The 20236-nt window shown below is 70.3% G+C and carries 17 protein-coding genes; 14 read left to right on the top strand and 3 right to left on the bottom strand.

What is annotated here, in order from left to right; genetic code table 11:
- Positions 1 to 123 precede the first annotated feature (123 nt).
- The 5 genes from OIE75_RS01200 (at position 124) to OIE75_RS01180 (ending at position 4113) form a co-directional block, all read left to right on the top strand.
- Positions 124 to 849, top strand: a complete 726-nt coding sequence (locus tag OIE75_RS01200; RefSeq protein WP_122617990.1) for a FadR/GntR family transcriptional regulator — start codon at positions 124 to 126, stop codon at positions 847 to 849.
- The gene (locus OIE75_RS01195) at positions 849 to 1679 is read left to right on the top strand and encodes a sterol desaturase family protein (RefSeq protein ID WP_329473912.1); all 831 of its coding nucleotides are present in this window, start codon (positions 849 to 851) and stop codon (positions 1677 to 1679) included. The genes OIE75_RS01200 and OIE75_RS01195 overlap by 1 nt, the downstream gene beginning before the upstream one ends.
- An 87-nt stretch (positions 1680 to 1766) precedes the next feature.
- Positions 1767 to 2756, top strand: a complete 990-nt coding sequence (locus OIE75_RS01190) for a GlxA family transcriptional regulator (protein ID WP_329469059.1) — start codon at positions 1767 to 1769, stop codon at positions 2754 to 2756.
- A gap of 126 nt (positions 2757 to 2882) precedes the next feature.
- A complete protein-coding gene (locus OIE75_RS01185; protein WP_307008868.1) occupies positions 2883 to 3521 on the top strand; it encodes an HD domain-containing protein in 639 nt (212 codons plus the stop codon).
- 304 nt (positions 3522 to 3825) lie between these two features.
- Positions 3826 to 4113 carry a DUF6355 family natural product biosynthesis protein gene (locus tag OIE75_RS01180; RefSeq protein WP_161330437.1) on the top strand — a complete coding sequence of 96 codons (288 nt, stop codon included), beginning with the start codon at positions 3826 to 3828 and terminating at the stop codon, positions 4111 to 4113.
- A gap of 191 nt (positions 4114 to 4304) precedes the next feature.
- Here the strand turns inward: OIE75_RS01180 and OIE75_RS01175 are convergent, their stop codons facing one another.
- The gene (locus tag OIE75_RS01175; protein WP_329469054.1) at positions 4305 to 5276 is read right to left on the bottom strand and encodes a helix-turn-helix domain-containing protein; all 972 of its coding nucleotides are present in this window, start codon (positions 5274 to 5276) and stop codon (positions 4305 to 4307) included.
- A gap of 332 nt (positions 5277 to 5608) precedes the next feature.
- On the opposite strand from OIE75_RS01175, the gene OIE75_RS01170 reads away from it, so the two are divergent.
- Together OIE75_RS01170 and OIE75_RS01165 are read left to right on the top strand one after the other, a co-directional pair.
- Entirely contained in the window at positions 5609 to 6502 is an 894-nt protein-coding gene (locus tag OIE75_RS01170; protein WP_329469053.1) for a hypothetical protein, read from the top strand.
- A 39-nt stretch (positions 6503 to 6541) separates the two neighbouring features.
- Complete coding sequence (locus tag OIE75_RS01165) at positions 6542 to 7012, top strand: hypothetical protein (RefSeq protein WP_329469052.1); 471 nt, start codon at positions 6542 to 6544, stop codon at positions 7010 to 7012.
- Positions 7013 to 7101: 89 nt separating this feature from the next.
- Here OIE75_RS01165 and OIE75_RS01160 read toward each other — a convergent pair whose 3' ends face one another.
- Entirely contained in the window at positions 7102 to 7314 is a 213-nt protein-coding gene (locus tag OIE75_RS01160) for a hypothetical protein (protein WP_329469051.1), read from the bottom strand.
- A gap of 570 nt (positions 7315 to 7884) precedes the next feature.
- On the opposite strand from OIE75_RS01160, the gene OIE75_RS01155 reads away from it, so the two are divergent.
- The 7 genes from OIE75_RS01155 to OIE75_RS01125 all read left to right on the top strand — a co-directional run bounded on the left by OIE75_RS01155 (position 7885) and on the right by OIE75_RS01125 (position 16868).
- Positions 7885 to 8955 carry a glycoside hydrolase family 43 protein gene (locus OIE75_RS01155; RefSeq protein WP_329469050.1) on the top strand — a complete coding sequence of 357 codons (1071 nt, stop codon included), beginning with the start codon at positions 7885 to 7887 and terminating at the stop codon, positions 8953 to 8955.
- Positions 8956 to 9157: 202 nt separating this feature from the next.
- Complete coding sequence (locus OIE75_RS01150) at positions 9158 to 10177, top strand: LacI family DNA-binding transcriptional regulator (RefSeq protein ID WP_307008854.1); 1020 nt, start codon at positions 9158 to 9160, stop codon at positions 10175 to 10177.
- Between the two features lie 348 nt (positions 10178 to 10525).
- Positions 10526 to 11623, top strand: a complete 1098-nt coding sequence (locus OIE75_RS01145) for an ABC transporter substrate-binding protein (protein ID WP_307008853.1) — start codon at positions 10526 to 10528, stop codon at positions 11621 to 11623.
- Between the two features lie 67 nt (positions 11624 to 11690).
- Positions 11691 to 13250 (top strand): sugar ABC transporter ATP-binding protein, encoded by a 1560-nt coding sequence (locus OIE75_RS01140; protein WP_329469048.1) that lies wholly within the window; start codon positions 11691 to 11693, stop codon positions 13248 to 13250.
- Complete coding sequence (locus OIE75_RS01135) at positions 13243 to 14205, top strand: ABC transporter permease (RefSeq protein WP_122618000.1); 963 nt, start codon at positions 13243 to 13245, stop codon at positions 14203 to 14205. The genes OIE75_RS01140 and OIE75_RS01135 overlap by 8 nt, the downstream gene beginning before the upstream one ends.
- Positions 14202 to 15236, top strand: a complete 1035-nt coding sequence (locus OIE75_RS01130) for an ABC transporter permease (protein WP_329469045.1) — start codon at positions 14202 to 14204, stop codon at positions 15234 to 15236. The genes OIE75_RS01135 and OIE75_RS01130 overlap by 4 nt, the downstream gene beginning before the upstream one ends.
- A gap of 126 nt (positions 15237 to 15362) precedes the next feature.
- Positions 15363 to 16868: a glycoside hydrolase family 43 protein gene (locus tag OIE75_RS01125; RefSeq protein WP_329469044.1), complete on the top strand. Its 1506-nt coding sequence runs from the start codon at positions 15363 to 15365 to the stop codon at positions 16866 to 16868.
- A 60-nt stretch (positions 16869 to 16928) separates the two neighbouring features.
- Here the strand turns inward: OIE75_RS01125 and OIE75_RS01120 are convergent, their stop codons facing one another.
- Positions 16929 to 20216 (bottom strand): LamG-like jellyroll fold domain-containing protein, encoded by a 3288-nt coding sequence (locus tag OIE75_RS01120; RefSeq protein ID WP_329469042.1) that lies wholly within the window; start codon positions 20214 to 20216, stop codon positions 16929 to 16931.
- Between the last annotated feature and the right edge of the window lie 20 nt (positions 20217 to 20236).

Raw genomic sequence — 20236 nt, 5'->3', positions numbered from 1 at the left:
GGCTCGCGGCTCCGCGACAGGAGACCGGGAACATGTCCGGCGCACAACGTGCTTCAAAACCCGTCCCGTTCACTCTGGTCCAACCAGTTGACCAGGTGCCGTGCACGGTTCAGGCTCTGGGCCATGACAGAGCAGCCGATCCGGCGTGAGGCGGTCTCCGACCAGTTGTTCACGCTGCTGAGAGACCGAATCCTGAGCGGGACGCTCGCCGCCGGAGCGCCCATGACCGCCGAACGGGAGCTGGCCGCCGAGTTCGGGGTGAACCGGCACGCCGTACGGGAAGCGGTCAAGCGTCTGCAGCAGGCGCGGCTCGTCGAGGTGAGCCACGGCGGACGCACCAGGGTCCTGGACTGGCGACGCACCGCCGGACTCGACCTCGCCGTCCAGCTCGCCCGCGCGACCGGTTCCCCCACGCACGACCTGCGGCGGGACGTCCTGGAGATGCGGGCCTCGCTCGGCGCGGACGCCGCCCGGCTGTGCGCGGCCCGCTGCTCGCGCCAGACCGCCGCCGACATCGTCAGCGCCGCGGCCGGGTACATCGGCTGCGGACCCGACCTCGCCGAACTGGGCGCCGCGGACGTCGCGTGGTGGCGGCTGATCGTGGAGGGCTCCGGAAACCTCGCCTACCTCCTCGCCTTCAACACCCTCGTCGACGGCTCCCTCATCGCCGGGGAGGTGCCGATGGAGCTGCGCGCGGCCGAACTGCTGGACATCGAGGGCCATGTACGGCTCGCCGCGCTCATCGGGACGCGCGACGAGCAGGGCGCGGAGGCCGCGGCACGCGCCCTGCTCGCCCGCAGTGTGCCCACCGCACCCGTAGCCCCCGAACTCGAAGGAGGACCGGCGTGATACCGGCCGTCGTCTACGCGATACCCGCCTTCGTGCTGCTGGTCGCCGTGGAGGCGCTGTCGTACCGCTTCCTGCCGGACGACGAGGAACGGGGCTACGAGACCCGCGACACCGTCACCAGCATGTCGATGGGCGCGGGCAGCCAGGTCGTCGGCCTCCCGTGGAAGGCGGTCGCGATCGTCGCGTACGCGGGGCTCTACACCCTGGCGCCCTGGCAGCTTTCCCCCGGCTCGGTCTGGACCTGGTTGCTGGTGTTCTTCGCGGACGACCTCGCCTACTACGTCTTCCACCGCGCGCACCACCGGATCCGGGTGCTGTGGGCGAGCCACGTCGTCCACCACTCCAGCGTGCGCTTCAACCTCTCCACCGCGCTGCGGCAGAGCTGGACACCCATGACCACCCTGCCGTTCTGGCTCCCGCTCGCCCTGCTCGGCGTACCTCCGTGGATGATTCTGCTCCAGCAGTCGATCAGTCTCGTCTACCAGTTCTTCCTGCACACCGAACGCGTGGACAAGCTCTGGCGCCCGATCGAGTTCCTCTTCAACACCCCTTCCCACCACCGCGTCCACCACGGCTCCAACAACGTCTATCTGGACCGCAACTACGGCGGCATCCTGATCGTCTGGGACCGGCTCTTCGGTACATTCGAACCCGAGGGCGAGCGGGTGGTCTACGGCCTGACGAAGAACATCGACACCTACAACCCGCTGCGCGTCGCCTTCCACGAGTACGCGGCCACCTGGCGCGACGTACGCTCCGCCACCCGCTGGCGGGACCGCGCGGGCCACGTCCTCGGCCCGCCCGGCTGGACGCCGAAGGCGGACCACTGAGCCGCGGCTGCCGCCGGTCGCGCCCCGTCGGCGAGGACAATGGGAACAAGGCGTTCCCGCGAGAGAGCCGCGACGAGGGTGAGGACGATGGAGCCGGGTGAGCACAGCGTCGGCGTACTCGTGTTCGACGGGATGAAGATGCTGGACCTGTCCGGGCCCGCCGAGGTCTTCAGCGAGGCCAACCGGTACGGCGCCCGCTACCGGCTGACCCTCGTGTCGGTCGGCGGGGACGCGGTCTCCACCTCCATCGGCGTCCGCGTCCCGGTCGACGCCGACATCACCGAGGCCCCCGCCTTCGACACCCTGCTGGTCGTGGGCGGCGACCAGGTGCCCCACGGCACGGTGGCCCCGGACCTCGCCGCCGCCGCACGGGAGCTGGCCTCCCGGTCCGGCCGGGTCGCGTCGATCTGTACCGGTGCGTTCATCCTCGGCTCCGCGGGGCTGCTCGACGGCAGGCGGGCGACGACGCACTGGCAGCACACCGCGCTGCTGGCCCGTCGCTGCCCCGCCGCAGGCGTGGAGCCCGACGCGCTCTACGTCCGGGACGGCACGCTCTACACCTCGGCCGGCGTCACCGCGGGCATCGACCTGGCGCTGGCCCTGGTGGAGCACGATCACGGACCGGACCTGGCCCGCGGCGTCGCCCGCTCCCTCGTCGTGTACATGCAGCGAGCGGGCGGGCAGTCCCAGTTCTCCGCCTCCCTCCAGGGACCGCCCCCGCGCACGCCGGTCCTGCGGCAGGTCCAGGACGCCGTACAGGCCGATCCCACGGCCGATCACGGCCTGGAGGCGCTCGCCGCGCGGGTGCGGGTCAGCCCCCGGCACCTGACCCGCATGTTCCGTACGGAGCTGGACACGACGCCGATGAGGTACGTGGAGCTGATCCGCTTCGACATGGCGAAGGCGCTGCTGGACGCGGGGCACAACGCCACGGAGGCGGCCGCCCGGTCGGGATTCCCCAGCTACGAGAGCCTGCGCCGTGCCTTCGCCCGGCATCTGGGCGTCTCACCGACCAGGTACCAGCGCCGCTTCACCACGACCGGGGCGGGTACCCGGGCCGCGCGCGCCTCTCGCTGACCCGCCGGGGTGTCTCCGCGCGGCTGTGTCCGTCCGCGAGGGGTTGTCGGCCATTCGGAAGCGGACGCGCGGACACCGGCGGACGCAGGGTGGAACCACCGATCACCTCTGCCAAGGAGTGCCGTCATGAGTGAGAAGATCGCCGGCGTCGAGATCCCCGACAGCGCCCTCGTCCGTGAAGCCACGGAGCTGATCCGCACCACCACACCACCGCTGATCTTCCACCACTCCCGGCGGGTCTACCTGTTCGGCAGCCTCCAGGCCACCGCGCTCGGGCTCCGCCCCGACCCGGAGCTGCTGTACGTGGCGGCGCTGTTCCACGACACCGGGCTCGTCCCGCCCTACCGCGGCGACGACCAGCGGTTCGAGATGGACGGCGCCGACCAGGCCCGCGACTTCCTGCTGGCCCGCGGAGCGTCCGCGTCGGACGCCGAGACGGTCTGGACGGCCGTCGCCCTGCACACCACGCCCGAGGTGCCCTACAAGCTGGCGCCGGAGATCGCGGCCACCACGGCGGGGGTGGAGACGGACGTGCTCGGCCTGAACCTGGGCAACGTCACCCGGGCCCAGATCGACGAGGTCACGGCGGCCCACCCCCGCCCGGACTTCAAGCGGCAGATCCTCCACGCGTTCACGGAGGGCTTCAGGCACCGTCCGGCCACCACGTTCGGGACGGTCAACGCGGACGTCCTCGAACACTTCGTCCCCGGCTTCCGCCGCACCGACTTCGTCGAGGTCATCGAGGGATCCGACTGGCCCGAGTGACCGGATCCGCGAAAGGGTCGTGGGCGCGCCCGGACGGGACCGGCGTTGCAGGCGTTGGCAGGGTGCGGTGGCGGACACGCGCCCGGGGGAGCGGTGACCCGCGAGCCAACACAGGCCGGACGAGCGGCGCAGCAAGAAGCGGAGAAGTCCAACCGGTCGGCGCAGCAGGGAATCGATTCGGCGGGTGAACGGTGTCCGGAGGAGCAGAAACGACCGCTCCGAGCTGTGAGTCTCGGACACCGACAGCGGATCGGCGGACACCCTGCACAGGGGACGCCGATCCCCCTACCGTTGGGAGCTCTCCTTGCGTCTTCGTCGTATCGCGACCAGTGCCCTCGGCTCCGTCGCTCTCGTCCTCGCGTCCGCCGGTGCGGTCACCCTGACCGCGGGCCCCGCAGCCGCGAACCCCTGCGGCTTCTACGAGACCGCCTCCGACGCCTACTACAACCACTGCACCTCGGACGGCTCACGCATCATCATCGAGATCGACGACTGGGGGCCGAACAGCGAACAGTGCGTGGGCCCGGGCGTGACCTGGATCGGCTCCAGCTCAGGTGTCGACGGCGCCTGGTACACCGGCCGCACCTGCTGACCGGGAAGCCCCGTCACCTGACGGGGCCGTAACACCCAGCGCCGTGCGGGGAGGCCATCGCGAGATCGCGTCCTCCCCGCACGGCGCTCACGCGTCCATCGCCGCCCCGACCGCGCGTCGGCGGCAAGGCTTCTGACGCGCTCACATCCGTGTGTCGGCAAGGGTTGGACGCGCGCCTCTCAGTCACCCGCTCAACCGTCCGCCGGACCGGCCCGGTTCTGGTCGCGCCACTCCCGGGGCGACATGCCGTACGTCCGCTTGAAGATCTTGCTGAAATGCGTGGCGTTCACGAAGCCCCAGCTGCGGCCGACCGCCGCGACGGTCCGCCGACGACCGGCCGGGCCGGCCAGTTCCCGCCGGCATTCGGCGAGGCGGCGGGTACGGATCCAGTCTCCGAGGCTGATGCCCGAGCGGGCCAGGACGGCGTAGAGGTGGCGCACGGAGATGCCGTGCGCGGCGGCGATCCGGGCCGCCGACAGATCGGCGTCCGCCAGGTGCTCCCTCATGAACTGGGTGATCCGCAGGCCCAGTGTGACCTCCAACGGGCCCTTGGCCCGGCCGGAGTTGCCGTACTGGGTGGTGAGGACCGCGCGCAGGAGTTCGACACTGGGCTCCACGACGGCGTCGGCCTGCCCGCCCTGGTGCAGGGCGTCGGTGACGGCCAGCTGGGAGAAGTAACTGAAGGCGAGCGGTGCGACGGGGTTGTCGGCTCCCATCGCCACCGCGCCGGTCTCCCGGAGCAACCGGTCCGGCAACGCGAGCGATGAGCGGGGGAAGCGCAGGAAGTGGTGGTCGACACCGTTGTCGAAGAGCAGCGTATAGGGAGAGATCGACTCGTAGACGGCCAACTGGCCCGGCTCCAGCACGCACTCACGGCCGTTCTGCACCACGAGGCTGGTGCCGGCCACCTGGAGGCCGAGGAAAACGGCCGGTTCCTCGTCCTGCCGGGCCAGCCGCTCCGTCCGCCGGACGGTGACCGCGGACGCCCGCGCCGAACAGAACCTCAGGGGCCCGACGGCGCCGAGCCCGATGCGGACGGAGATCCCCTCGACCGGCGGCCGGTGGTCGATGTCGACCGCCACCAGGGACTCCCACACGGCATGCCGGACCACCTCCTCCCGGTCCCGCGGCGAAACGAACGCCGTGTCCAGAACCGGACTCATGAGGCAGACCTCCCGTTGCGCCGGTCGTGGCGCCGCCCCCGCGGCTGCTCGGCCCGTTCCCCCACAAGTCCCCCTCGGCACGGACGGATCCCGGCCTCATTCTGACCCGAAGCCCTCGCGCTGACCAGCGTCTCCGGCATGTCACCGCGGGGCTCCGCCCGCCCCTCACGGGCCGGCGACGGCGTGGCGCACACGTTCGCGCACGCCTGACAAAGGACTCCGCACGCACGACAAAGCCTCCTCCCCACGACCGCCCTAGGGTCTTCCACGGCACGTCCCGGAGTCCCGGCGCACAGGCCGCCGATCCTCCGGCCGGGAAAGGTGACACGTTCGTGAGGAAGAAAACCCTCGTCGCCGCCGCCCTCGCCGCGGCGGTGTGCTGCGCGGCCGGCTGCCACGCCCCGGCGGAACGGCAGACCGTCTCGAACACAAAGGTCCGGGACCTCACCGTCCGGGAGGAGATCCGCATCGGGCGCGCAGAGGAGCGGCTGGTGAAGGAGTGCATGGCCGCGAAGGGCTACCCGTACTGGGAGTTGCCGGTCCCCGGCGTCGACGAGCGGAGGGCCGGCCGCTACGTCACCGACGACGTGGACTGGGCGCGGAAGTACGGCTATGGCCGCGTCTTCGAGGAACGCGGCGAAGAGATCCGCAGGACCGACCCGACCACCGTCCACATCAACGAGCTGCGCCCCCGGGAGCGAGCCGCCTACAACAAGGCCCTGGACGGCGACCACCGGAACCGGATGAGCACCGAACTGCCGGGCGGGGCGGGCACGGTGGACGCGCCGCGCGGCGGGTGTGCCAACCAGGCACGCTCCACGCTCTACGGTGACGCCGAGAAGTGGTTCGCGGTCCGCAAGACCATCGAGGGCATCCTGCCGCTCTACGGCCGGGACCTCATGGAGGACAGTCGGCTCACGAAGCCGGTCGCACAGTGGGCGCGCTGCATGAAGGAGGCCGGCCGCCCCTTCGACGACCCCGGCCGGCTCCGCCAGGAACGTGTCAGGGCCACGGCGGACATGCCGTCCGCCGAGGCCCACAGGTTCGACAGGACACTGGCGGTGCTCGACGCGACCTGTGCCGGGAAGACCTCCCTCGCCCGGACCATGCGCGCCCTGGAGACCTCGTACCGGGAGAACGTACTCAAGAGGTACGTGAAGCAGAGGGACGCCTACCGCACGATGCGCCTGCACGCCCTGCGCCAGGCCGACGACGTCCTGTCCTGACGCCGGCACCGCCATCACACCCACTCAAGGAGATCCACCATGCGCAAAATTTCTGCCGCGGCCGCCGTGGCCGTGTTCGCCGGCATCAGCCTCCTCGGCCCCGTGCCCGGCGCGTCCGCCGCCGCGGCGGCCACCTGCGCCGACAACTACGAATCGGCGCGCGCCGGTTACATGTACGCCTACAACGGCGCCAACTGCGAGGGACAGCTCGGCCTCGCGGTCGGCAACGACCAGGACTGGGGCGACTCCGCGAGCAGCTTCCAGGGATCCGACGACAACAGGGCCTCCTCGGTCCTGAACATGGGCCGCTACTCGGAGGTCAAGTTCTTCGCGTTCCGCACCAGCTCCTCCGGCTTCGACCCCCACATCTGCCTGACCCGGGCGGAGGGCTACGCCTCGAACCTCAGCGACGACTACTTCATGGAGGACCCGATCTTCGGCAGCGCCAACAACAGCATCAGCGCCCACATCTGGGTCGACCGCACCTCGTGCAGCGCCTACGCGGTGTGACGGCCGTCCGACCCGACCCGAGTCCGGCCCATCAGAAGATGCGCTGAGACACGGCGGATGGTAGGCGGGTGGGGAGCCCGACGGGGCAGTCATGCGTCCCAGTCGTCGGGCCCCTCGCCCCGCCATTCGATGCCCTTGGACCGGACGACGTCCATGTCGTCGAAATCCTGTAACCCGGCCTCCTGGATGAAGGCCGCGATGTCGGTGGTGGTGTAGGCGATGCCGACGAAGTGACCGTTGATGCGGACGCGTCTGCCGCTGTCCGCTCCGGCGGGGTAGACGACGATCGGCTGCTCGCTCATGGTCTCAGGGTGGGCCGGACGACGACGGCACGCACGCGGAGCGCTCAGCGCGGAGGCCCGTGCGGACCAGCGTGGATCCGTGCTGCCCACAGGGCCTCCAGGGGCACATACCACCAGTGCTCGGGCGCACTCGGCCGGAAGGCCAGGCCACGTCGCCGCGTGCTCCTGCCTCAAGGATGTCCCGGAGAGGATGTCCCGGAGAGGATCTCCCAGCGGCGATGGACGGTTCCCGGCCGCCTGCCAGGGCCGACGCGACCGCTCCGAGTCCGGCCATCCCTCGCCATCCCGGTCCCCGGGGGACTGAGCAGACACGGCTTCGTGTCGGACTTGTTGACATGCCCAGTGCCCGTCGCGATCCTGTGACAGTCTGCTTCCATCGATGTAAATGCCCCATGCGAGCCGCTCGGCGCACCCCCTCGACGTACGTGCCGACCGCACCGACAACCCGCTCGACGGTCCCGGGCCGACCCCACAGACTCCGCCGGCCCGTTGCTGACCGGATGCCAGGCCCGACCCGCCACGCCACGGCCGGGCCGGCGTCGAACAGGAGACCGATCAGGGAACGGGACCATGAAACCTATTCGCCTGCTCCACGCCGCCGTCGCCTTCGGCCTCTCCGGCATCCTCGCGGCCGCGCTGTCCCTGGCGTCCGCCGAGCCCGCCACCGCCGACCAGACCGGGCTGCGTGCCGCCGACCCCAGCGTCCTGCGCGTCGGCAGCACCTACGTCTCCGTGCAGTCGGCGGGCGGCGGCATCGTCGTGCGCCAGGCCCCGTCGACGGCCGCACTGGCCTCGGCGCCCGCCCGCCAGGTCTGGTCGGACACCCGGAACCGCGGGGAGGTGTGGGCCCCCGAGATCGTGCGGGACGGCGGCCGCTACTACATCTACTTCTCGGCCGGCCGCGGCGCCGCCCACCGGATGTACGTCATCAGCTCCGCCTCTGCGGACAGCGGATACACCGCCGAGACGAAGCTGGCGCTGCCGGACGACAAGTGGGCCATCGACGGCACCCTGTTCACGTTCAAAGGGCAGCGATGGTTCGTGTGGTCCGGCTGGGCCGGCGACACCAACGTCGAGCAGAACCTGTACATCGCGCGGATGAGCAGCCCCACCACGCCCACCGGCGCGCGCCACGTCATCTCGCAGCCGCGGGAGAGCTGGGAGCGGGTGGTCGGCAACCCGTACATCAACGAGGGGCCCGAGCCCATCAAGGACCCCAACGGCCAACTGCACATCGCGTACTCCGCCAACGGCAGCTGGAGCGACCAGTACTGCCTCGCCGACCTGCGGCTGCGGTCCGGCGGCGACCCGACGTACGTGTGGGACTGGTACAAGTCCAACGGCTGCCTCTTCGGCTCGAACCGCGCCACCATGATGTCCGGCTGGGACCCGACCCTGCACGTCAACGGCCCCGGCCACCACACCTTCGTACTGCTCGACGGCGACATCGCCACGAGCCCGCCCGCCGGGCCGCGATTCCCCCTGATGTTCCACGCGGTGCCGAAGGGCACGCCGTACTCCTGGGAGAACCGGTACTGGTACACCGGCACCTTCGCCTGGTGGGGGAACACCACCTACAGCCGCGCCAACGTCCCCGGCCCGAACAACGACACCGGCTGGAGCCTCAAGTTCTTCGAGTAGCCCGCCCGTGCGGCCCGCCTCCCGGCGGTGTGTGCGACCATCCCGGATAGTCCGGTGCCGTCGGTCACCATGCTTGTCAGCGCCGGGAGACGAGCTGTATAACGTTGTAAACTCGTGCCCAGGGGCTTGGAGTCCGGCTCACCGTGGGGACACACCGGCCCCGCGCCGAACACCGAGTGGGGACGCTTCGGAGGGATTCGACGTGCGGGTCAGCCTCAAGGACGTCGCCGCGCACGCGGGGGTCTCCGTCAAGACCGTCTCCAACGTGGTGAACGACTATCCCTACGTCACCGCCGGAATGCGGGAGCGCGTCCAACGCTCCATCGACGAGCTGGGTTACCGGCCGAACCTGACGGCACGCCACCTGCGCAAGGGACGCACCGGCATCATCGCGCTCGCCCTGCCCGAGCTGGGGAACCCCTACTTCGCCGAGCTGGCCGCCGCCGTCATCGACGCCGCCGCCGCGCACGACTACACCGTGCTCCTCGACCACACCGGGGGGCTGCGGGAGCAGGAGATCCTGGTCAGCCAGGGGTTCCGGGCCCGGGTGATCGACGGGCTCATCCTCAGCCCCATCGAACTGGAGACGGAGGACCTGCGCGACCGCACGGAGAACGTGCCGCTGGTGCTCCTCGGCGAGCGGGACTACGACCTGCCCTACGACCACATCGCCATCGACAACGTCGCGGCGGCCCGGACCGCGGTGCGCCACCTGATCGGCCTCGGCCGCCGGGAGGTGGCGTTCATCGGCGACCGGCGCGGACGCAGTGAACCCGCCCAGCTCCGTGTGCGCGGCTGGCGCGAGGAACTGGCCGCCGCCGGGCTCCCGGCCGACGACGGACTCGTCGCCGCCACCGACGGCTGGGGACACGCGGACGGCGCGGCCGCCATGGCCCGGATCCTGGAGGCCGGCCGGCGGCCCGACGCGGTCTTCGCCTACAACGACCTCGTGGCCATCGGGGCGATGCGCGTCCTGCACGCGCGAGGGCTGCGGGTGCCCGAGGACATCGCGGTCGTCGGATTCGACGACGTGGTCGAGGGCCGGTTCGGTGCGGTGACGCTCACCTCGGTGTCGCCGGACAAGGAGGCCATCGGCCGGCTCGCGGTGGAGTCGGTACTGGCCCGGCTGGGCGGCCAGCCGGCCGAACCGCGCCGCTTCCGGGCCGACCACCGGCTCGTGGAGCGGGAGAGCACGCTGGGCCGTGGCGCCGAAGGCGTCTGAACACACGCACCGACCTGTACCCGGGGGGTGGGCCGTATGTCATAGGCATTGGTCGACTGACATCGTTGTCAGACGCGGCGACGACCCAGTTTCAGCGGAACGGCGGCAACAAGTCAAGAGGCCGCCGCGTGTTCGCCGGGGTTCGGTGAACGGGACCACCTGGAAAGCGAGTTCGACCCGCACGCTCTGATCGCAGGTCGCGCACGGGGGGTTTACAGCATCCTTGCAACGATGTAAAACCTCTGTGCGGCGGGCCGGACAAGGTCCTCCGCAGGGGGAGAAGCAGTAGTCGTCGCACATAGTCCGGCTCCCCAATTCCCTTTCAGCGCCACCCGGATCGGGGTCACCATGCAGCGCACCACTCACCGTCCACACCTCCTCGGCCGCCCGGTGGTCGTGGCCCTGGCCGCCGCCGTGGCCCTCACCGCGACCGCCTGCGCCAAGTCGGAGGACGACGCGTCGGACAGCAAGCAGTCCGGGTCGTCCGCGGCCGGCGCCGAGCAGAAGGCCGTCACGCCGAAGCCGGGCAGCAAGACCTGCGCCATCGACGCGTACGGCGCCGAGAAGATGGACCTGAAGGGCGCGACCGTGGGCTTCTCCCAGTCCGAGAAGGAGGCGAACCCGTTCCGCATCGCCGAGACCCAGTCCATCAAGGACGAGGCGAAGAAGCGGGGCGTCAAGCTGCTCACCGCCAACGCCCAGTCGCAGTTCTCCAAGCAGATCACCGACGTGCAGGACCTGCTCGCCAAGGGCGCCGACCTGCTGGTCATCGCGCCGCTCAACTCCGACGGCTGGGACCCGGTGCTGCAGGCCGCCGCCGCGAAGAAGGTCCCGATCATCACGATCGACCGCAAGATCAACGCCGAGGCCTGCAAGGACTACGTCTCCTTCATCGCCTCGGACTTCGTCGAGCAGGGACGTCGCGCCGCCGACCAGATGATCGAGGCGACGGGCGGCAAGGGCGAGGTCGCCATCCTCCTCGGCGCGGCCGGCAACAACGTCACCACCGAGCGCACCAAGGGCTTCAAGGACCGCGTGGCCGAGAAGGCCCCCGGCCTGAAGGTGGTCTTCGAGCAGACCGGTGACTTCGCCCGCGAGAAGGGCCAGCAGGTCACGGAGCAGCTCATCCAGTCGAACCCCGGCATCAAGGGCATCTACGCGGAGAACGACGAGATGGGCCTGGGCGCGGTGGCCGCGCTCAAGGGAGCCGGCAAGAAGGCGGGTGACGTCGACATCATCACCGTGGACGGCACGCGCAATGCCGTTCAGGGCATCGTCGACGGCTGGATCAGCGGGGTGATCGAGTCCAACCCGCGCTTCGGACCGCTGGCGTTCCAGACCCTCGACACCTTCACCAAGGGCGAGGCGGTGCCGCAGGACATCGTCATCGAGGACGGCGCGTACAACGCGGACAACGCCAAGCAGGACATCGGCAAGGCCTACTGACCCTCCACGGGGCCCGGGACACCCGGGCCCCGTCGTCCTGCCCGCACCACACTTCCTGGAGGCACAGGTGGCACCCCCCGCCGAAGTCCTCGCCGTCCGCGGACTGAGCAAGACCTTCCCCGGCGTCCGCGCCCTGGACGACGTGGACCTGACCGTGCACGCCGGCGAGGTCCACGCCCTGATCGGCGAGAACGGCGCCGGAAAGTCGACCCTCATCAAGCTGCTCACCGGCGTCTACCGACCGGACGCCGGCCGTATCACCTTCCAGGACCGGGAGGTCTCCTTCGAGACCCCGCTGGAGGCGCAGAAGGCCGGCATCTCGACCATCTACCAAGAGGTCAACCTCATCCCGCTGCTGAGCGTGGCCCGCAACCTCTTCCTCGGCCGCGAGCCCCGCACCCGCCTCGGCCTGCTCGACTTCGCCCGCATGAACCGCGAGGCCGACGAGATCCTGCGCACCTACGGCGTCCGCGTCGACGTCCGCCAGTCGCTGCGCACCCTCGGCGTCGGCGCCCAGCAGATGGTGGCGCTGGCCCGCGCGGTGGCCACCGACGCACGGGTCGTCATCATGGACGAACCGACGTCCTCCCTCGAACCGCGGGAGGTGGAGACCCTGTTCTCGGTCATCCGCCGCCTGCGCGACCAGGGCATCGCCGTCATCTACGTCAGCCACCGCCTGGACGAGCTGTACGCCGTGTGCAGCAAGGTCACCGTGCTGCGCGACGGGCGCCGCGTCCACCACGGGGACCTGGCCGACCTGGACCGCATCGACCTGGTGTCGACCATGCTCGGCCGCGAACTGGGGGAGGTGCGCGCGGAGGGGCAGACCAAGTTCTCCGGCGACCACCAGATCGCCGACGACCAACCGGTGTTGTCGGCAAGGAAGTTGTCCGTCCGGCACAAGCTCCACGGTGTCTCCCTCGAGATCCGGCCCGGCGAGGTCGTCGGCCTCGGCGGTCTCCTCGGCTCCGGACGCACCGAGACCGCCAAGGCCGTCTCCGGTGCGCTGGCGCTGAGTTCGGGAAGCGTCACGGTGGCCGGGGCACCGCTGCGCGGCGGCTCGACACCCGCCTCCATCCGGGCGGGCATCAGCCTGCTGCCCGAGGACCGCAAGAGCGAGGGCATCGTCCCCGGTCTGTCCGTGCGCGAGAACATCGCGCTCGCCGTCCTGCCCCGGCTCTCCCGCTTCGGCCTGGTCTCCGAGTCCCGCGTCGACGCCGTCGTCGACACCTTCATGAAACGGCTGCGCATCAAGGCATCCTCACCCCACCAGAAGGTCGGCGAACTGTCCGGTGGCAACCAGCAGAAGGTGCTCCTGGCCCGCTGGCTGGCGATGAACCCGAAGGTGCTGCTCCTCGACGAACCCACCCGCGGCATCGACGTCGGCGCCAAGGCCGAGGTGCAGAAACTCGTGGACGAACTGGCCGCGGACGGCCTGGGCGTCCTGCTCATCTCCTCCGACCTGGAGGAACTGATCGAAGGGTCCGACCGCGTGGTCGTACTGAAGGACGGTGCGGTCGTCGGCGAACTGACCGGCGACGAGGTCACCGAGGACCAGCTGATGCGCACCATCGCCGGCGAGGCCCCGCCGCGGGACCCGGCCGAGGAGGCGGTCACCCATGGCTGAAGCCACCCTCCGCACCGCCCCACTGGACAAGGCCCGCCTCATGCAGTGGCTGCAGACGTACGGCGTCTACGCCGGCGTGGCGCTGCTGCTGATCGTCAACATCGTGATCACCCCGCACTTCCTGTCCGCCGAGAACTTCCGCACCCAGGCCGTCCAGGTCGCCCCGGTCATCATCGTCGCGCTCGGCATGGCCCTGGTCATCGGCACCGAGGGCGTCGACCTGTCCGTCGGCGCCGTGATGGCGCTGGCCGCCTCCGCCACCGCCCTCTACCTCGGATACGGGCTGCTGCCCGCCCTGCTGGTGGTGGCGCTGTTCGCGGCCGGCGTCGGGCTCGCCAACGGAGCGCTGGTCGCCTTCATCGGCGTCCAGCCGATCGTGGCCACCCTGGCGCTCATGGTCGGCGGCCGGGGTCTCGCCCTGGTGCTGCTGCCCCAGCTGGAGGACCTGCGCAACCCCGCACTGGCCTCCCTGGGCTCGGGCGACGTGCTCGGCTTCCCGTACCTGATCCTGATCGCCGCCGGACTGGCCCTGCTGGTGGCCTTCGTGGTCCGCCGCACCACCTTCGGCCGCCAGCTCCTCGCCATCGGCGACAGCCGGCCCGCCGCCGAGCTGGCCGGACTCCCGGTGCGCCGCGTACTCATCCTCGTGTACGTGGCCTGCGCCCTGCTCGCGGCCGTGGCGGGCGTGCTGGCGACCGCCCGGCTCCAGGCCAGCGACCCCACCTCGCTCGGCAACCTGATGGAACTCTCGGCCATCACCGCCGTCGTGGTCGGCGGCACACCCCTGACCGGCGGCCGGGTCAACATCGCCGGCACCGTGGCGGGCGCCGTCCTGATCCAGCTGCTCACCGCCACGCTGATCAAGCACGATCTGCCGCCCTCATGGACCCAGATCGCCCAGGCCATAGTGATCGTGTGCGCCGTCTACGCGGCACGAGGACGGGGGAAGCGATGAGCGCGACGAAGACGGACGCGCCCATGGTCACCGCGAGCAACGAACCGACCGACGCCACCGAGCCGGCCGGCTCCGCGCGCTCCGAGCGGCTGAGCGCCCTGGTCCAGCAGCACGGCGCCCTGGCCGTCCTGGTGATCGTCTCCCTGGTGGCGTCGTTCTCCTTCGACTCCTTCGCCACCGGCGACAACATCAGCAACATGGCGACCAGTTCGGCGTTCCTGGCCATCGTCGCCCTCGGCATGACCTTCGTCATCATCACCGGCGGCATCGACCTCTCCGTCGGCTCCCTGTTCGCCCTCGGGGGAGTCCTCGCCGCCTGGGGATCACGCCACGGCACCCTGGTGGCCCTCCTGCTGCCGCTCGCGGTCTGCGGACTGATCGGCGTCGTCAACGGACTGCTCGTGGCGCGCTCCCGCCTCGCCCCCTTCATCGTCACCCTGGCCGCCATGCTGGGCGCCCGTGGCCTCATGCTGGCCATCACCGACGAAGGCGCGAACACCTACCTCATCGCCAAGGGCTCCTTCCTCGCCGAACTCGGCCAGGGCAGCACGCTGGGCCTCGGCAACCCGGTGTGGATCACGCTCGCCCTGTTCGGCGCGGGCGCCGTGGTGCTGCGCCGCACCCGTTTCGGCCAGCACGTGTACGCGGTCGGCGGCAACGAGGACGCGGCGGCCCTGATGGGCGCGCCGGTCGCCCGCACCAAGATCCTCGTCTACACCCTGTCCGGGCTGCTGGCCGGACAGGCCGGCGCCCTGAACGCCGCCTGGCTCGCCTCCGGCGTGACCATCCTCGGCAACGGCATGGAACTGGACGCCATCTCCGCGGTCGTCATCGGCGGCACCCTGCTCACCGGCGGCCTCGGCTACGTCAGCGGCTCGCTCGTCGGCGTCCTGCTGCTCAAGGTCATCCAGAACGTCATCAACCAGATCGGCTCTCTCGACTCCTCCTACCAACTCGTCGTCAGCGGCGCCTTCCTGGCCCTGGTCGTCATCGCCCAGACCTGGCTGGGGCGCAGACGCCGGCTGATGTGACAGAGCTCCGGACGCGGCAGCCGTGCCTGACTCGCCCGGCTGCCGCGTCCGGTTCCCACGGCCGGTGCCACGTCCACCCGCCGGCCGGTGTACCCCCCCCCACCGACCGACAGGAGACGCCCAGCCATGACCCCCGTCAAAGCGACCGGGCTCGTCGCCAAGTCCTGCGCATCGTTGCTCGCCGGCGGACTGATCGCGATGCTCTCGCCCTCCGCCGCCGTCGCCGCACCCGAGTACTCGACCTCCGAGGCCGGCAACCCCTTCGTCGACGGCTGGTACGCCGACCCCGACACCGCCCGCTACGACGGGCGGTACTGGGTCTTCCCCACGACCTCCAAGAGCTACGCCGAGCAGACCTACCTCGACGCGTTCTCCTCGACGGACCTGGTCCACTGGACCAAGCACAGCGAGGTCCTGAAGACGGCCGACGTCTCCTGGGCGAAGTACGCGCTGTGGGCGCCGGCGCCGATCGAGCGCGACGGCAAGTACTACCTGTACTTCGCCGCCAACGACATCCAGAACGACTCCCAGACCGGCGGCATCGGAGTGGCCGTCGCGGACCGTCCCGAGGGACCGTACAAGGACGCCATCGGCGGCCCGCTCGTCTCCCGCTTCCACAACGGCGCACAGCCCATCGACCAGGACGTCTTCATCGACGACGACGGGCAGGCGTACATGTACTACGGCGGCTGGGGTCACGCCAACGTCGTCAAGCTCAACCGGGACATGACCAGCCTCGGCACCTTCGCCGACGGGTCGACGTACCAGGAGATCACCCCGGCCGACTACGTCGAGGGGCCCCAGATGTTCAAACGGGGCGGCAAGTACTACCTGATGTGGTCCGAGGGCGGCTGGACCGGACCCGACTACTCGGTCTCCTACGCGATCTCCGACTCACCGACCGGCCCCTTCGAGAAGATCGACAGAGTGCTCGCCCAGGACCCCGCGGTCGCCAAGGGATCCGGGCACAACTCCGTGATCAACGTGCCGGGCACCGACATCTGGTACATCGTCTACCACCGCCGCCCGCTCAGCGAGACCGACGGAAACCACCGCCAACTCGCCTACGATCGACTTCACTTCAACGCCGATGGCACCATCCGGCGCATTGAGATGGGCGTGCAGGACAACTTCGCCGACGACAATGCCCTCGGCTGGCGGACCTACGGCGGTTCCTGGTCGGCCGACGGCGGGCGCTACCGGGCCGGACACTCACTGGGCGGCAAGGCGCTCCTCGACACCGACTTCGCCGACTTCACCTACGACGCCGACGTACGCCTCGGCTCGGGCCGCGGTGACGCGGGCCTGACCTTCCGGGTGACCCGGCCGTCGGTCGGCGTGGACGGCTACACCGGGTACTACGCGGGAATCCGCCGGGACGGCGGGGTCGTGCTCGGCCGGGTCGCCGACTCCTGGACACCGCTGGCGACCGCGCACACGTCCCTCGACCCCGGGTCCACCCACCGGGTGAGGGTCACGGCTGTCGGCCCTTCCATCAAGGTGTACGTGGACGACATGACGACCCCGAGGATCTCCGTCACCGACGGCACGTACCGCAGCGGTGCCAACGGCGTCCGGGTCTTCGACACCGGGGCCCTTTTCGACAACGTGGCGGTCGGCCCGGCCCGCTGAGACATCCGGCGGGAAGCGGGGTGAACCCGCTTCCCGCCGGGACCTCGGAGAGCCTGGAACCTACGGCTTCTCCTCGGTGTACAGAGCCCTCACCTCCTCGGCGGTGAGGGCCTTGTCGTAGGCGTGGACCTGGTCGACCGCCCCGTTCCAGAAGTCCGTCGGGTTGCCGTCCCACTGGGCGCGGCCCACGGTCAGCGGGCCGGTGCTCGGGTAGGCCGGTCCGGCGGCCGACGTGGCGGCCGGCTCACCGTCGACGTACAGGCTGAGCCGGTTGTCCGCGCCGTCACGTACGCCGACGAGGTGGTACCAGCGGCCCGTCTCCGGAGTGGTCTCCACCCGGGCCCGCTGCTCGCCGGGCGTGCTGAAGGCGAAGGCGCCCTGACCGTACTGGAGGTAGAACGGGCTGGCCTGGCGCCGCGTGTCCTGGCTGACCGCGGTGGCGTAGTTGCCGGGGAGCGCGTCGAGCCGTACCCAGGCGGACACCGAGTAGCTGCCGGTGGTGTCGAGCACCGGCCCGTCCGTCTGCGCGGACTGGCCCTGACCGTCGAACTTCAGGGCGCTGCCGCTGACGCCCGGGGTCCAGGCCGTGCCCGCGCCGAGCGTCAGGTCCCGGCCGCCCGGCCCGCCGTCCGCGGCGGTGGTGCCGGAGCCCTCGTCGAGGGACCAGCTGCCGCCGCCCGTCAGCGGCTCCCGGTCGCCCGCGGCCGCGCCGGCCGCGATGACCTTGCGGTTGACCTCGCGGACCCGGTCCGCATCGACCTTGATCTCCCGGCGGTCGTAGGTGTACAGACCGTTGAGCTCGTTCTCCAGGTCGGTGATCTGCGTGTACACCGAGCCGGACAGCTCCGCACCGGCCTGGGCCAGGTAGAACTCCTCCGTGTTCTCCACGTACTTGCGGGTCAGCGCCTCCTTGTCGGCCACACCGCTGTAGATCACGGTCGGCGCGCCCGGCCACATGTGCCCCGGAGTGCGCAGCGTGAAGCCACCGTGCTCGCCGTCCATGGCGGCCCTGGTCTCGTCGGGGAAGGGCGGATCCTCGTTGTTGTAGTCGTGGTGGTCGATGATGTCGCCCTTGCCCGAGTCACCCTTGGAGTTGCAGCAGTTGACACCACTGTGGGCGTTGACGATCCGGGACGGGTCGGCGGACTTCACGGACTCGGCGAGACGACCGGTGGCCTCCCGGTTCCACTCGCCCCAGCCCTCGTTGAAGACGATCCACCCGATGATGGAGGGGGAGTTGTGATGCTGACGCATCATCTCCGTGCCCTGCTCGACGAACGCCTGCTGCCCGGACTCGTCGGGGAAGTTCCCGGAGACGAAGTCCTGCCACACCAGCAGCCCGAGCCGGTCCGCGTGGTAGAACCAGCGCGGCGACTCCACCTTGATGTGCTTGCGTACGGCGTTGAAACCCAGCTTCTTGTGGGCCTCGAGGTCGAAGGCGAGAGCGTCGTCGCTCGGTGCGGTGTACAGACCGTCCGGCCAGAATCCCTGGTCGAGGGTGGCGAGCGAGAAGACGGGCTTCCCGTTCAGCACCAGCTTCGGGAACCCGCCGACCTTCTCGACGCTGATCTTCCGCATGCCGAAGTAGCCGCCGACCCGGTCGGTCGACCTGCCGTCGACGAGCTTCACGTCGAGGTCGTAGAGGTACGGGTCGTCGGGGCTCCACAGGTGCTGCTTCGCGACGGGCAGCCGCAGCTTCTCGTTGGCCGGCCCGCTGACCCTGCCGACCACCTTGCCGCGCTTGTCACGCGCGACGGCCTCGACCCGTGCCTGGTCGGAGGCGTCACTGGACTCGACGGTCACCGCGAGGCTGCCGGTGTCGATGTCCGGAGTCGTGACTACGTTGTCAACGGACGTGCGGGCGACGGGTTCCATCCACACCGTCTGCCAGATGCCGGAGGACTGGGTGTAGAAGATGCCGCCGGGGTTCCGGGACTGCTTGCCCATCGGCTGGTTGGCGCCGCCGGTGTCGGTTACCGCGACGACGACCTCCTGCGGCCCCTTGCCCTTCAGCGCGTCGGTGATGTCGGCACTGAAGGCGTTGTATCCGCCGGTGTGCTCGGCGACCTTCTTGCCGTTGACGAAGACGCGTGCCTGGTAGTCGACGGCACCGAAGTTGAGCTTCAGGCGGTTGCCTGCCTTGTCGCTCCCGCCGACCTTCCAGCTCTTCGGCACCTCGACGAGCTTGCGGTAGAACATGTGGTCCTCGTGCCGCTCGAGACCGGAGAGCTGCGACTCGACCGGGAACGGCACGATGATCTTCTCGTCGAGGTTCTTGCCGAATACCGGCTGTTCCCCGGCCTCCGCGGCGCTGAACTGCCACGGCCCGTTGAGGTTCTTCCACTTCGACCGTACCTGCTGGGGACGCGGGTACTCGGGCAGCGGGTTCTTCTCGTCGAGCCGGTCACCCCACGGGGTGGTCAGCCGGTGGGCGGACTCGTTCTGCGCGTACCGGACGACCTGGGGCACCGTCCCGCCGCCGTCGGTGAGGCCGCCTTCGCCGTCGTAGGAGAACTTGACCTGCTGGTTCTTCTGGACGGGCTCCGCGAGCGTGATGAGGAGCGCATTGCGGTCGCCGGGCGCCACCCGCACCGCCTTGATGGGCATCGGGGTCGTGTCGGCCTCGACCTTCAGGTGCTCCGCCAGCCCCTTGACGTCGCCGACCCTGCCCTCGAAGCGGGCCCGCACCTGCCGGCCGTCCTCGCCGACGTTCAGCTCCAGCGGGTAGACCTCGAAGTCGTCCGGCGGGGTGAACGCCGACATCGGCACGAGCTGCTTGTCCGTCGTCGGCGTCGACCAGCGCAGGAACATGTTGGCGCCGCCGGTGTCCTGGAACATCTCCAGGCGGAAGTCGTGCTTCTCACCCGCCTTCAGGTGGACCGCGGCGCTCGTCTGCTCGTTGTCCCAGTCCGGCTGCCAGTGGTCGATGACCGGCTCGCCGTCGATGAAGAGCCGGAAGCCGTTGTCGCCGATGGCGTGGAAGGTGTAGTCGCCGGTGGCCGGCGCCGCGATCTGCCCGGTCCAGCGGGCGGTCGTGTGCTCCGTCTTGCCGGTCAGCTCCTGGAAGGTGCTGGTCAGGCCGGAGAAGTTGACCTGCGGGTCGAGCACGGTACCGCCGAGTTCGGCGAAGTCCCTCGCTCCCGGCGCGGACATGCTGAAGTACTCGCCCTTCAGGCCCTGCACCTGGACGGCGGCCGGGCCGTCCTTCTCGGCCTGCACCGCGGACGTGCCGGTGGCCGCCTCCGCGGCCGTGGCGGAGGCCGTGAGGCCGCTCGTGGGCAGCGCCAGGGCCGCCGCTGTCAGGATTGCCCACACTCTGGCTCGTGGGCGTGTGTGTGGTCGCGTCATCGGACCCTTCCTCGGAAGCC

Source organism: Streptomyces sp. NBC_01723 (assembly GCF_036246005.1).
In the GTDB taxonomy this organism is placed as follows: domain Bacteria; phylum Actinomycetota; class Actinomycetes; order Streptomycetales; family Streptomycetaceae; genus Streptomyces.
This window is presented reverse-complemented; position numbering and strand designations above follow the sequence as displayed.

What these genes read in the sequence shown, in the direction of transcription:
- OIE75_RS01165 (WP_329469052.1), top strand. Translation starts at nt 6,542, where the DNA reads ATGCGCAAAATTTCTGCCGCGGCCGCCGTGGCCGTGTTCGCCGGCATC.
- OIE75_RS01125 (WP_329469044.1), top strand. Translation starts at nt 15,363, where the DNA reads ATGACCCCCGTCAAAGCGACCGGGCTCGTCGCCAAGTCCTGCGCATCG.
- OIE75_RS01155 (WP_329469050.1), top strand. Translation starts at nt 7,885, where the DNA reads ATGAAACCTATTCGCCTGCTCCACGCCGCCGTCGCCTTCGGCCTCTCC.
- OIE75_RS01175 (WP_329469054.1), bottom strand. Translation starts at nt 5,276, where the DNA reads ATGAGTCCGGTTCTGGACACGGCGTTCGTTTCGCCGCGGGACCGGGAG.
- OIE75_RS01160 (WP_329469051.1), bottom strand. Translation starts at nt 7,314, where the DNA reads ATGAGCGAGCAGCCGATCGTCGTCTACCCCGCCGGAGCGGACAGCGGC.
- OIE75_RS01200 (WP_122617990.1), top strand. Translation starts at nt 124, where the DNA reads ATGACAGAGCAGCCGATCCGGCGTGAGGCGGTCTCCGACCAGTTGTTC.
- OIE75_RS01130 (WP_329469045.1), top strand. Translation starts at nt 14,202, where the DNA reads ATGAGCGCGACGAAGACGGACGCGCCCATGGTCACCGCGAGCAACGAA.
- OIE75_RS01145 (WP_307008853.1), top strand. Translation starts at nt 10,526, where the DNA reads ATGCAGCGCACCACTCACCGTCCACACCTCCTCGGCCGCCCGGTGGTC.
- OIE75_RS01120 (WP_329469042.1), bottom strand. Translation starts at nt 20,216, where the DNA reads ATGACGCGACCACACACACGCCCACGAGCCAGAGTGTGGGCAATCCTG.
- OIE75_RS01185 (WP_307008868.1), top strand. Translation starts at nt 2,883, where the DNA reads ATGAGTGAGAAGATCGCCGGCGTCGAGATCCCCGACAGCGCCCTCGTC.
- OIE75_RS01190 (WP_329469059.1), top strand. Translation starts at nt 1,767, where the DNA reads ATGGAGCCGGGTGAGCACAGCGTCGGCGTACTCGTGTTCGACGGGATG.
- OIE75_RS01135 (WP_122618000.1), top strand. Translation starts at nt 13,243, where the DNA reads ATGGCTGAAGCCACCCTCCGCACCGCCCCACTGGACAAGGCCCGCCTC.